Origin of the sequence: Streptomyces sp. SID12501 (genome assembly GCF_010550245.1) — a bacterium.
Taxonomy (GTDB): Bacteria; Actinomycetota; Actinomycetes; order Streptomycetales; family Streptomycetaceae; genus Streptomyces.
On the sequence record NZ_JAAGLU010000012.1, the window covers coordinates 176,661 to 189,128 of the forward strand.

The 12,468-nt window shown below is 69.1% G+C and carries 9 protein-coding genes; 6 read left to right on the forward strand and 3 right to left on the reverse strand.

All coding sequences use genetic code 11. The annotated features are described in order from the left end of the window. Positions 1–62: 62 nt before the first annotated feature. Entirely contained in the window at positions 63–1,940 is a 1,878-nt protein-coding gene (locus G3I71_RS16680; RefSeq protein ID WP_343242975.1) for a non-ribosomal peptide synthetase, read from the reverse strand. Positions 1,941–2,667: 727 nt separating this feature from the next. On the opposite strand from G3I71_RS16680, the gene ccrA reads away from it, so the two are divergent. Both ccrA and G3I71_RS16690 read left to right on the forward strand, forming a co-directional pair. After that, entirely contained in the window at positions 2,668–4,011 is a 1,344-nt protein-coding gene (gene ccrA, locus G3I71_RS16685) for a crotonyl-CoA carboxylase/reductase (protein ID WP_164315510.1), read from the forward strand. A 9-nt stretch (positions 4,012–4,020) separates the two neighbouring features. After that, positions 4,021–5,814, forward strand: coding sequence for a 3-hydroxyacyl-CoA dehydrogenase family protein (locus tag G3I71_RS16690; protein WP_203730491.1), 1,794 nt, complete (start codon positions 4,021–4,023; stop codon positions 5,812–5,814). A 189-nt stretch (positions 5,815–6,003) separates the two neighbouring features. On the opposite strand, the gene G3I71_RS16695 is transcribed toward G3I71_RS16690, so the two are convergent. After that, positions 6,004–7,071, reverse strand: a complete 1,068-nt coding sequence (locus tag G3I71_RS16695) for a ketoacyl-ACP synthase III (RefSeq protein ID WP_343242976.1) — start codon at positions 7,069–7,071, stop codon at positions 6,004–6,006. 555 nt (positions 7,072–7,626) lie between these two features. Further along, positions 7,627–8,478, reverse strand: coding sequence for a proteasome subunit beta (prcB, locus tag G3I71_RS16700; RefSeq protein ID WP_164315512.1), 852 nt, complete (start codon positions 8,476–8,478; stop codon positions 7,627–7,629). A 586-nt stretch (positions 8,479–9,064) separates the two neighbouring features. On the opposite strand from prcB, the gene G3I71_RS16705 reads away from it, so the two are divergent. From G3I71_RS16705 to G3I71_RS50340, 4 genes are read left to right on the forward strand one after another with little or no spacing between them, the layout of a single operon-like run. Then, entirely contained in the window at positions 9,065–9,361 is a 297-nt protein-coding gene (locus G3I71_RS16705; protein ID WP_164315514.1) for a Dabb family protein, read from the forward strand. A 36-nt stretch (positions 9,362–9,397) separates the two neighbouring features. After that, complete coding sequence (locus G3I71_RS16710; protein WP_164315515.1) at positions 9,398–10,819, forward strand: phenylacetate--CoA ligase family protein; 1,422 nt, start codon at positions 9,398–9,400, stop codon at positions 10,817–10,819. After that, positions 10,816–11,862 (forward strand): aminotransferase class IV, encoded by a 1,047-nt coding sequence (locus G3I71_RS16715; protein WP_164315517.1) that lies wholly within the window; start codon positions 10,816–10,818, stop codon positions 11,860–11,862. Before G3I71_RS16710 ends, G3I71_RS16715 begins: the two co-directional genes overlap by 4 nt. Continuing rightward, entirely contained in the window at positions 11,859–12,458 is a 600-nt protein-coding gene (locus tag G3I71_RS50340) for a hypothetical protein (protein ID WP_203730492.1), read from the forward strand. Before G3I71_RS16715 ends, G3I71_RS50340 begins: the two co-directional genes overlap by 4 nt. Positions 12,459–12,468: the final 10 nt, after the last annotated feature.

Sequence of the window (12,468 nt, forward strand, 5' to 3'; positions counted from 1 at the left end):
CGTCAGTTCCTCCGAGCGTCGTACACGGCTGTACGCCGGGCCGAGAACCCGGCAGGGCCGGCTCAGCCGGCCTGTTGCCGGCCCCGGCCGCGGACCATGGAGCGGCGGGTCATCGCGCGACGCTTCGCCTCTGTGACAGCGTCGGGCTCCGCACCGTCACCGTTGTCCAGCCAGCCGGCGAGCGCGGTGATCTCGCGGAACCGGAAGAGATCCGACACCCCGACCCTCGTCCCGAACCGCCGGGTCATCTGCTTGGCCAGCCGTATCAGGAGCAACGAGTCTCCGCCGAGGTCGAAGAACGTGTCGTGTATGCCGATCGTCTGCGGATCACGCTTGAGAAGCTGCGCCCACAGCTCGACGAGAGCTGCCTCGGTCGGGGTGCTCGCAGGTTCCTTCGTCACGGGTACGACCGACGCCGGTGGCTCGGGCAGCGCCGCCCGGTCGAGCTTGCCGTTGGGTGACACCGGAAGCCCGGCGAGGAACACCACCTTCTCGGGGACCATGTAGTCGGGCACCAACGCGCCCAGCCTCTTGGTGATACGGGCCTGGAGCGCCTCGTCCAACCAGAGGTCCTCGCCCTCGGAATCCGCCGGCCGGGGCTCGTCCGACACGACGTACGCCACCAGCGAACCCGTGTGCGGCTGCTCGTCGCGCGCCTGCACCGCGACCGCCGCCTCGCGCACCTCGGGGCATCCGGCCAGCCACGACTCGGCCTCCTCCAGCTCGATGCGGTATCCGCGCACCTTCACCTGGTGGTCCGCACGGCCGATGAACTCCAGTTCGCCGCCGGGCAGGAAACGGCCGATGTCACCTGTGCGGTACATGCGTTCGCCGTCCAGGTGCGGATCCGGTACGAAGCGTTCCGCGGTCAGTCCCGGCCGGTTGAGGTAGCCCCAGGCCAGGCCCTCGCCACCGAGATAGAGTTCCCCGGCCTCCCCCTCCGGCACGGGCCGCAGCCTGTCGTCCAGGACGTAGACCCGGGCGGTGGAGGCGGGGCTGCCTATCGACGGCTCGCCGGGCTCGTCACGCGGGACCAGCTTGAAGGTGCAGAAGACGGTTCCCTCGGTGGGGCCGTACCCGTTGAAGACCTGCTCCACCTTCGTCTCGGCGTACACCCGGTCGACGAGGCGGCGGCGCACCGCCTCCCCTCCGAGGACCACGGACCGCAGCCCGGCCGGCATGCTGCCCCCGTCCAGCAGGCTCGCCATGACGGACGGTACGGAGTTGATGTGCGTCACCCGGTTCAGATGCGGGCTCTCCAAGAGGTGGACCGCGCTGTCCACCAACACCACGGCGCCACCCCGCGAGAGCGGTACGAAGATCTCCATGACCGCAAGGTCGAAGCAGATCGAGGTCACGGCGGCCACACCGCTCAGATCGCACTCCGCGAAGATCCGGTCGGCCTCGGACAGCATCGCCGCGCAGCTGCTGTGCCTGATCGGCACACCCTTGGGCGTGCCGGTGGAACCGGAGGTGTAGATGAGGTACGCGGTGTCGGTCGGGGCCGTGGCGGCAGGTGCCTGCACCGCGCCGGAACGCGGCTCAGCGGCGCCGGATCCACCAAGGACGAGCACCCTGGAGCCGGTTGGGCAGCGGTCCGCCGAGGCGGGCGTGGACAAGAGCAGACGAGTGCCGCTGTCCTCCACCATGAAGTTCAGCCGCTCGCTCGGGTACTTGGGATCGAGCGGCAGATAGCAGGCGCCCGAGCGGAGGGTCGCGAGAACAGCGACAAGCAGGTCCGGCGTACGTTCGACACAGATACCCACCGGTACCCCTGGCCGCACGCCCTCCGCCACCAGCTGTTCGGCCAGCAGCGCGGATCGCTGGTCGAGGTCCCCGTAGGTCATCACACCCGTGTCCGAGTAGACCGCCGGCGTGTCCGGAGCCAGGGCGGCGTGCTCCAGCAGCCTCCCGTGCAGTGTGCCCGCGCCGGCCGTCACAGCTCGATCCCTTCCTGCCCGGACTCCGCGGTGACCCCACGGAGCTCGAAATCCGGACTGCCGACCGATTGAAAGAGCACGGAACGGAAATGCTCGGGCAATGCAGCCACGGTCTCCCTTTCCTTGACGCTAGGCCTGTGTTGGACATGAGCAACTGCCTCGTCAGAAACAGCAGCCATGCAGCTTCTTAGGTCAAAAACAAATGAGGGCTGGCCCATCCACTATCCGACAGCCGGAGTCGATCTCCAAACGTGCTTTGTCGATGCACAGGAACGCCTTATGTGATCTTTGATCCGTCAGGTGAATGGCGGCAGGTCTCCGCGCGGGCGGTGAGCCGATCGCCGATCACCGCGTCGGGCGCTTCGCCGTCCGGCCGGGATCCCGCAGGCGCCCATGGCCAGGACGTACGGCGGCGGGTGGCGCCGGCCCCGAAGACGGCACAGGTCGGACAGGCGCGCGCGGCCGGTCCGGCCCTTCGGGCAGCACGAGGGGAAGGCCGGTTCACCCAGTCCCTCGATCCATATCATCGATAACGTGCGATTGATCGGGGCGGGTTGTGTCGGCATGATCGCCGCAAGGGAACTCCACCGTTTCGAGCGGTGCCCGCTGATCCGTCGTGGAAGCCAGGAAATTTGCGAGACATGACCGGCCGCGAGTTCTCCGTCCGAAAGCAAGAGGAGATCCGACGGTCGCGGCTCGATCCATTCGACACGTCACGGGATGGCATATGGATGAGATCATCGGCGCCCTCCTCTCGGAGGAGATCACTTCGAAAGAGGTGACGGGTCTGCGCCTCCCGGAGTACTACCGGGGCAACGTGGTGCGCCGGGCGGACACCTCGATGTTCGAGGGCATGGACGCGAAGGAGAAGGATCCTCGCAAGTCCCTCCAGGTGCAGGAGGTTCCGACACCGGAGCCGGGGCCGGGCGAGGCCCTGGTCGCGGTGATGGCGAGTGCGATCAACTACAACACGGTGTGGTCCTCGATCTTCGAACCCCTGCCGACCTTCGGTTTCCTGGAACGCTACGGACGCCTCAGCGAGCAGGCCAAGCGCCACGACCTGCCCTATCACGTGCTGGGATCCGACCTGGCGGGGGTGGTGCTGCGCACCGGGCCCGGTGTGAACCGGTGGCGCGCGGGCGACCGGGTCGTGGCGCACTGTCTGTCCGTCGAGCTGGAGAGCCCCGACGGCCACGGCGACACGATGCTGGACCCCGAGCAGCGGATCTGGGGCTTCGAGACCAATTTCGGCGGTCTCGCGCAGCTGGCGCTGGTGAAGTCCAACCAGCTGATGCCCAAGGCGGAACACCTCACCTGGGAGGAGGCCGCCGCTCCGGGACTGGTGAACTCCACCGCCTACCGGCAGCTGGTCTCCCGCAACGGCGCGCAGCTGAAGCAGGGCGACAACGTGCTGATCTGGGGCGCGAGCGGCGGGCTCGGTTCGTACGCCACCCAGCTGGCGCTCGCCGGCGGCGCGAACCCCGTCTGCGTGGTCTCGTCGCCGCAGAAGGCCGCCATCTGCCACTCCCTGGGTGCCGAGGCCGTCATCGACCGGAATGCCGAGGGCTTCAGGTTCTGGAAGGACGAACGCACCCAGGACCCCAAGGAGTGGAAGCGGTTCGGCAAGCGTATCCGGGAGCTCACCGGCGGCGAGGACGTCGACATCGTCTTCGAGCACCCGGGCCGGGAGACGTTCGGTGCGTCGGTGTACGTGACGAGGAAGGGCGGCACCGTGGTCACCTGCGCGTCCACTTCCGGCTTCCTGCACGAGTACGACAACCGCTACCTGTGGATGTCGCTGAAGCGCATCGTCGGCTCGCACTTCGCGAACTACCGGGAGGCCTGGGAGGCCAACCGGCTCGTCGTCAAGGGCAGGATCCACCCCACGCTGTCGAAGGTCTACCCACTGGAGCAGGCCGGGCAGGCGTCGTACGAAGTCCACGCCAACCTCCACCAGGGCAAGGTCGGCATTCTCTGCCTGGCCCCGCGGGAGGGTCTCGGTGTGCGCGATCACGAACTGCGCGCCCGGCACATCGACGCCATCAACCGCTTCCGCGAGCAGAAGGTGTGAGGAAACGTCATGACGACCGATTCACGAACCCTCACCGACTCCGACCCCGGCCCCGGCCCCGACCCGGACCCCGACCTCGTCCCGGTGACCGGCATCGTCGGCCTCGGCACGGTCGGTGAGGCATTCCTGTATCTGGCCCGGCGGGCCGGCCATCGCATCGTGGCCGTCGACAGCGACCTCGACGTACTCGCGCGGGTCGGCAACCGCCTCAAGGCCTTGGCCAAGGACACGGAGGAGCCGCCGGTCGTCCTCACGGACGACGTGGCGGCTCTCGCGGACGCCACCATGGTGATCGAGGCCGTGTCCGACGACCTGGCCGTCAAGACGGACGTACTGCGCCGTATCGGCGAGGTCTCCCAGGCCCCGGTCCTCACGACGACGTCCACCCTTTCCGTCCCTCATCTCGCCATCGCGTCCGGCCGTCCGGAGACGGTCTCGGGTCTGCGCTTCCTCGTCCCTCCCGGCCCCGCGGGCACGGTGGAGCCGGTACCCACCGCCCTGACCTCCCCGTCCACCACGAACGCCGTCGACGCGCTGATCGCCGAACTGGGCCTGACACGGGTCGAGATCGGCGCCGGACCGGCGGCGGACGCCACCGCACTTGTGCTGGCCTACCTGAACAGGTCCGTGGCCTTCCTGGACGCCGGCCATTCCACGCGTGACGACATCGACACGGCGATGCGACTCGGCTGCGGTCTGCCCACCGGGCCGCTGCAGCTGCTGGACATCATCGGACTGGACACGGCCCACGCCACGCTGACGCGACTGCGACAGCAGACCGGCGACGCCTCCTTCGCCCCCGCCCCGCTGTTGACCCGCCTGGTCGACGCCGGCCGGTCGGGACGCAAGGCCGGCGAGGGCTTCTACGCGTACGACAACGAGGGGCGCCACATCACGGACGAGCCCGTGGACCGGTCCACGACCGTCCGCCGCCCGGTGCGTACCGTCGCCGTCCTGGGCTCCGGTGTCATGGCCCGCGGTATCGCCGAAGTCACGGCGACGGCGGGTCATCCCACGGTGCTGGTGGCACGCAGCCGGGAGAAGGCCGAAGCCGCCCTCGCGGCGATCGCCGAATCCCTGACCCACTCCGTCCGCCGCGGCCGGATCACCGCCCAGCAGAAGGCCGCGGCCCTGCCGCTGCTCACCCCCGCCGCGGACCTGGAAGCCGTCGCGGACCGCGACCTGGTCATCGAAGCCGTGGCGGAGGACCTCGACGTCAAGCGACCCCTCTTCTCCCGGCTCGGCACGGTGGCCAAACCGGAGGCCATCCTGGCGACCACCACATCCAGCCTGTCCGTGACCGCCTGCGCGAAAGCGAGCGGACGGCCCGCCGACGTCGTCGGCATGCACTTCTTCAACCCGGCGCCCGCGCTGCGACTCGTCGAACTGGTCCGCACCGACGAAACCTCCGACGACGCGTTCACCGGCGCCCGTGCCTTCGCCACCGTTCTGGGCAAGACCCCGGTCACCTGCCCCGACCGTGCCGGCTTCATCGTCAACTGTCTGCTCTTCCCCTACCTCGGCGCCGCGGTCGACCTGCTGCAACGCCCCGGCACCGACATCAGGGCCACGGACACCGCCATCCAGGACGGCTACGGCTATCCCATGGGCCCCTTCGCACTCCTCGACACGATCGGCCTGGACGTCTCACTGACGATCCAGCACCGCCTGTACGACCAACTCGCAGACCCCGAACACAAACCGGCCCTCCTCCTGGAAGGTCTCGTCGCCGCCGGCGCACTGGGCCGCAAGAACCGCAAGGGCTTCCGCACCGCGGACCGACGCCGCTCCTCCACCTTGTGACCGGAGCCGCTACCGAGCCCCGATGACCCGGCTCCGGCCGGGCCGTCGGGGCTCGGTTCGTTTCTCCCGGCCCGGCCTACGAGGAACTCGCTGGTGCCCCTGGTTCACCCAGGGGCACGGCATGCGCCGCTGCCGCTGCCGCTGCCGAGGACGGCCGTAGGCCCACCTGCGACACGCTGCGAGGCGAGCTCAGTGGCCCCAGCGCAGCAGGGTCGTTCCCACGGTCATGCCTCCGCCGAATCCGGCGAGCAGGACCAGCTCGTCGTCGGCCGGGCCGTCGCCGCCGCGTCGCGCGTGGTCCAGGGCCAGAGGGACGGACGCGGCGCCGGTGTTGCCGTGCCGGTCGACCGGCAGGTGGGTCCGGACCGCGTCCAGGCCGAGCCGGCCCGCGACCGACCGGAGCATCTCCCCGTTGGCCTGGTGCGGCACGAAGTGCGCCACGTCCCCCGCGGCCACCCCGAACGCGTCGAGTGTGCCGGCGACCGCCTCCGGCAGCTCCCGCTCCACGTACTCCCGTACCGCACGCCCGTGCATCCGGAAGAAGTGGTCGCCGTGGGTCAGGGTCTTCTCGGAGGCGGGCATCCTGCTGCCGCCCGCCGCGACGCCGATCAGGTCGTGCAGATGCCCGTCGGTGCGCATCTCCGTGCCGACGAAGCCACGGCCCTCGCGCACCGGCCCGACCACCACGGCGCCCGCGCCGTCGCCGAACAACGGCGCGGTCCTGCGGTCGCCCAGGTCGAGGATCCGCGAGTACACCTCGGTGCCGATGACCAGCGCCAGTCTGCGGCCGCCGTCCGTCTCGGGCGCGGCCAGCAGCCGGGTCCCGATGTGCAGGGCGGCGACGAACCCGGCGCACACGGCGTTGACGTCGAACGCGGCGGCACGCCGGGCACCCAGCCGGTGCTGCACCAACGCGGCGGTGGCCGGCTGGGGGTGGTCCGGGGTGGAGGTGGCCACAACGATCCACGCCACGTCGTCCGGTCCGGCCCCCGCGTCGGCCAGGGCACGCGCAGCGGCCTCCGCCGCCAGGTCGGAGGCCGCCTCGTGGGCGGCGGCGTACCGCCGCTCGACGATCCCCGTCTTCCGCTCGATCCATTCGGCGGTCACCCCGGCCCGCTCCGCCACGGTCTCGTTGGTGACGACCTGTTCGGGAAGGTACGAGCCGGTGCCCAGGATGCCCAGCACGCCCACGGCGGGCGCGTACACGGTCCCGCCCGCGGGGCGGTCGCCGGGGTGTGCCGGGTCGTGACTGTTCACGGATATCACTCCCGTTGGGTCAGTGGGTTGGGACAGGGGGTGCGTCGGGCGCGGCCGGTGGCCGCATCCGAGCGGCTCGCGTGGCTTGTCCGGGAGAAGGCACAGCTGAAGGAGGCAGGCGCGCGCAGGAACCGGCCTTCGTGACCGCGCGCTCAGCGGCTGCGGGACCGGGGAGAGCCTTCCGCACCGCACCGCTTGCCGGATGTTCGGGGCAGCGGAGGCGGGGTTTCACAAGTGGCGCCGTCGGCCGTCCGAGCCGACGAGGCGTGAGACCGGGCGGACGTACGGCGCTCCGAGGGTCACGCTGGAACTCCGGGAGGGGGACTGGCCGGTGACGCAGAACACCGTTGCCGAGTCGGGGCCGCATTCGGCCTGCGGGGGAGAGGCGGGCAAGCCGCCGGCCCCCGCGTGTTCGAACGGATCATCAAGGAAACACGGGCCCGGACCGATCGCGAAGGCCGGGCCGCACGACCAACGTCTCCACACCACCTGGGACCTGACACTGCCGAGGCGAGTGGCCGGCCTCGGGGACGCCCACGCCCCGGGCGGGAGGGTTTACAGAGTCGCGACAGGGCCGTCCGGCCGGCGCCAGCGTTGTTCGACCATCTCCCGGCTCAAGCTCTCCGTCTCCTGCTCGGAAAGGCGTTCGAAGCCATCCTCGGTGATCACCGAGATGATGGGGAAGATCCGGCGGCTCAGGTCCGGGCCACCAGTGGCCGAGTCGTCGTCGGCCGCGTCGTAGAGCGCCTGGAGTGCGGCCAGGGCCGCCTCACGGCGGGACATTCCCGGACGGTACAGCTTTTTCAGCGAGCCCCGGGCGTAGGGCGACCCGGAGCCCTCGGCGTAGAAGTCGCGCTTCTCGTACGGACCGCCGGTGACGTCGAAACTGAAGATGCGGCTGCGCTGTCCCTCGGGGGCGGACGGCTCGTACCCGGCGAGCAGGGGAACCACTGCGAGCCCCTGCATGGCCTGGCCGAGGTTCTGCCGCACCATTGTGGCCAGCCTGGTCGCCTTCGCGTTGAGGGTCATGGGGACACCCTCGATCTTCTCGAAGTGCGTCAACTCGACCTGGTACAGCTTCACCAGGTCGATCGCGAGGCCAACCGTGCCGGCGAACGCGACGGCTGTGTAGTCGTCCGTCGCGTGGACCTTCTCCAGGTCGCGCTGGGCGATGAGGTGCCCCATCGTCGCCCTGCGGTCGCCGGCGATCATCACTCCGTCGCCGTAGGTGAGGGCCAATACTGTCGTGCCGTGCGGCACTTGGTCCTGTGCCACCCGAATTTCCTCAGGAATGACCCGCTCTAAGCTGAGCAGCTCCGGCCGGTGTGCTTGGACAAACTGGATAAAGGAGCTTCCAGGAGCGAAGAACTCCGCGTCCAGGCGGCCTGCGGACTCATGTCCAGTCATATTTCCCCTCCCGAAACCCCTGCGGACGATCAACTACTACCATGAACTGCCCGCCCGAAAACGCTGTTCGGGTACCGGAGTCACCAACCCCTCACGGACCGCCCTCCCGCCCTCTCCGGCGGAGTACGTGACCGGCGGCACGCTCACGAGCGGGTGACGCCTCCCGCGCCGGCCCTTGCCCACCACGGCTCACAACTTCCCCTGCGGCCAAGGTCTTTGCGCCGACAGGGGAGAGGCCGACCAGGGATGCGGCGCGCGGCACAGGCGACTCGGACGGTAGCGGTGGCCCGGGGTCCTGGAGTCCTGGGGCCCCGCCGGAGGCCGGGTGCCCGGCCCCGGAACCCGGCTGGGGCGGTGAACCGCGGAGGCTCCGGCTCCGGACGGGTCCCGCCGGCGGTGCGTGCATCAGCCCTGTACCCAATCCCTCGATCCACACCATCGACAACGTGCGATTGATTGGCACCGGATGTGTCGGCATGATCGCCGCAACGGGAATTCACGGGAAGTACCGTCGGGTCCTTGCTCCACAGCGACCAAACCGCACACTCCCCAAGTGTCCTGCGGGGGGCTTGCGTGAAGGGTGTCGATGATCACGCACATAGCTCTCTTCAAACTCAAGGACGGTTTCGAGCGGTCCTCGCCGGCTGTCATCGAGGCCGAGAAATTCGCGAGGGATGTCGGACGCCACGTCCCTGAGCTCCTTACCTGGCGCACGGGCTGGAACACAGTCGACCGGGATATTTCCTACGACTTCGCCGTCATCGGCGTCCTGCCTCATTTGGCGGCCCTGGAAAAATATCAGGTCAACAGTTTTCATCTTGCCTCGGTGGAGCTGTGGCGTCTCATCTCCGACTGGGTGGTAATCGATCTGAACGACGCGTGAACGGCTTCTTTACGAGTCGAGCGATTGGAGACCGGGATGTTCACCCAGTACGACCCCGAAGCGGGGGCTCTCACAAGCGAGTTGCGCGACCAGTTCGACTCCTTCGTCACCGGGGAGTGGGATGCGGCGAGGCTGAGATCCCATCAGACGCGGCGGCTGCGCGAAGTCGTGGCGTACGTACGGGCCCGATCCCCCTTCTACCGGGCGAGACTCGCGGCTCTCACGGACGACGACATCTCCGCACTGAGCGTCGACGACCTGCGGACCCTTCCGTTCACGACCAAGGAGGACCTGAGGAAGGCCCAGTTCGACATTCTGTCTCTGCCGGTCTCCCAGGCCTGGATCTTCTACGAGACCACCGGCACGACCGGAGCGGCGACGCCGTGCCCGCGCACGAACTCCGACTCCATTCACAACAACACCGTTCTCACCGCGTACTACCGCGACATCCTCGCTCTGTACGGGGACCGCCAGGTCATCGGGGTACTGGGGCCCACCGAACTGCACGCGACCGGGGACACCTTCGGAGATGTCTGCCGCAATCTGGGCCACGGGGTCGCCAAGATGTGGCCGCACTCCCCGCTGATCGGTTTCGACCGAGCGCTGGAGCTCATGCGTTCGCTGCCCGTCACCGGGCTGTTCTGCACTCCGGGCATGGCCATGAGCCTCGCCCAGAAAGCGGTGAACGCGGGGCTCGACCTCAAGCGGGACTTCTCGGTCGACGTGGTGATGCTCACGGGTGAGCTGATGTCGCCCAGTCTGTTGGCGAACATCGGTCAGGTGTGGGGCGCCGAGGCGCGCAACTGCCTCTACGCCTCGCAGGAGGCGTCGGTGCTCGCTGCGGCCACCGCGGACGGCTCGCTGCGCACCGCCCCCCTGATCAACCACTACGAGGTGATCGAGCCCGAGGGCACCGAACCGGTGGCCCCGGACGCGGACGGCGTTCGATGCGGCGAACTCGTCGTGACGAACCTCTACGCGGGAGCCAAACCACTCATCAGGTACCGCACCGGTGACATGGTCCGGATGACCGGCCCCGGTCCCGAAGCCGCCGTACCGGCCCCCGCGCTGGAGGCGATCGGACGGGTGGGTGACCGGCTCCGCCTCAACGGGCGTCTCGTCAACGGATACGACCTCGAAGACCTGTTGCTGCGCCGGTTCCGAGGCTATCTGGACTACCAGATCACCGTGGATCAGGACGGCCTCGGCACAGACGTGCTGTCGCTGACCTTGAAGGCCGGCCCTGACGGCAGCCTCTGGGATGCCGCCGGAGCCGCCGTCGAGGACTGCCACCGTGAGCTGGACACCCCTCTGATGGTCACGTCCGGTTCTCCCGGCCCCATTACGAGTACCGGTGCCATGGTGAGCTGGAAAGCCGCCCGGGTCGTGGATCTGCGTGCCGAGTCCTCGATCGAGAACACGGCGGCCGAGCGCATCGCGGCGGTGCGGGCCCGATGACCACCCGTCACCCGGACCGCACCGCGACCGGCCCGGACAGGCGCCCGTCGTCCGGGATCGAACTCGGGGCATGGGCCTACGACCGCGGCGAGCTGGTCTCGGCGACCGGGCCGCGGCTGCCACTGTCCACGCAGGCGCTGCACTACGGCACCGGCACTTTCGAGGGCATCCGCGCCTACCGTTCCGACCGGGGTCTTCTGCAGCTGTTCAGGGTGCGCGAGCACTACGAACGCATGCTGCGTGCCTGCCGGATCCTGCGCATCACCGACATCCCCACCGAGGTCGAGGACCTCATCGACATCACCGTCGAGCTGATCCGGCGCAACGACCACGACGGCGACGTCTACGTACGGCCGCTGGCGCACAAGCTCTCCCTGCTGCCCGACGCGCCTCCCGGCGTCTCGCTGTCTGGCGTCTCCGACGGGCTGTCCATCACCACCTTCGGCTTCCCGTCCTACGGGATCGCGAAGGCCGCGCGCTGTGGACTCAGCAGCTGGCGGCGTCCGCCCCGCGACACCCTGCCCACCCAGCACAAGATCACCGGTGGTTACGTGACCAGCGCGCTGGCCTCCGACGAAGCCCGTGCCGCCGGGTACGACGACGCGCTGCTCCTGGACGGCTCGGGACACGTGGCCGAGGCGACCACCGCGAACGTCTTCGCCGTGGTCGCGGACCGGATCCTCACCCCGCCCGGCACGAGCGACATACTCCCCGGCATCACAAGGGACACCTTGATCACACTGTGCCGGGAATCCGGTACGGAGGTCCTGGAGCGTGAGCTGAGCCCGTCGGACGTGTTCACCGCTGACGAGGTCTTCCTCTCCTCCACGGGCAAGGGCGTGGTCCCCGTGGTCGGTCTCGCGGGCCGGGACATCGGCAACGGCGCCGTCGGCGAGGTCACCCGCCGGCTCGCCGCCCTCTACGACGCGGCCACACGGCATTCCGACGGACCCCATTCCGCGTGGCGTCTTCCCGTGGACCTTCCGGAAGCCCGCAGTACTCCCGCCCTGGAACATCGCCAGCCCTCAAGGAGCAAAGCATGACGCTGTTGAGCTTCACAGCCCTCCTGCGCGACTCGGAGCGGGTGTCGGCCGTGGGCACCCTCGGACCGCACGGCACCAGCAGCGAGGCCGCCGCGAGACACTTCATACGACTTTCCGGATCCGACAGTGCCCAGCCCCCCATCCAGCTCTTCGGCACCTACGAGGAGGCGGGAGCCGCACTCCGCGACGGCCAGGTCACGCACCTGATCGTGGCCAACGCCTACAGCGCGGTCAACCAGTTCTACATGGACTGCGAGTTGGCACTGGCCAACGTGTTCGTCATGGACACTCCGCTGTACGGCATCGCGGTGCAGCGCAACGGCACGGTGCCGGACTCTCCCACCATCGCGACGCACCCCGCGCCCGAACCGATCATCGGCCAGCTGCTGTCCAGCAGCCACACCACCTACAAGGTGATCCACTCCGCCTCGACCAGCGCCGCCGCCCAGGCGGTCACCGACGGCATCGCCGACCTCGCGCTCACCACCGTTCCATCGGCTGAGCTGCACGGCTTGGAGTTCATCTCCGACACCCGACCGATCCTGATGGTCTGGTCGGTATTCACCCGGGCCGAGCCGACCGCCCGGGCGGCATGAGCGCGATGGC

Coding starts and splice junctions, on each gene's coding strand:
- G3I71_RS50340 (WP_203730492.1), top strand. CDS start 11,859: ATGACGCTGTTGAGCTTCACAGCCCTCCTGCGCGACTCGGAGCGGGTG.
- ccrA (WP_164315510.1), top strand. CDS start 2,668: ATGGATGAGATCATCGGCGCCCTCCTCTCGGAGGAGATCACTTCGAAA.
- G3I71_RS16705 (WP_164315514.1), top strand. CDS start 9,065: ATGATCACGCACATAGCTCTCTTCAAACTCAAGGACGGTTTCGAGCGG.
- G3I71_RS16690 (WP_203730491.1), top strand. CDS start 4,021: ATGACGACCGATTCACGAACCCTCACCGACTCCGACCCCGGCCCCGGC.
- G3I71_RS16710 (WP_164315515.1), top strand. CDS start 9,398: ATGTTCACCCAGTACGACCCCGAAGCGGGGGCTCTCACAAGCGAGTTG.
- G3I71_RS16715 (WP_164315517.1), top strand. CDS start 10,816: ATGACCACCCGTCACCCGGACCGCACCGCGACCGGCCCGGACAGGCGC.
- prcB (WP_164315512.1), bottom strand. CDS start 8,478: ATGACTGGACATGAGTCCGCAGGCCGCCTGGACGCGGAGTTCTTCGCT.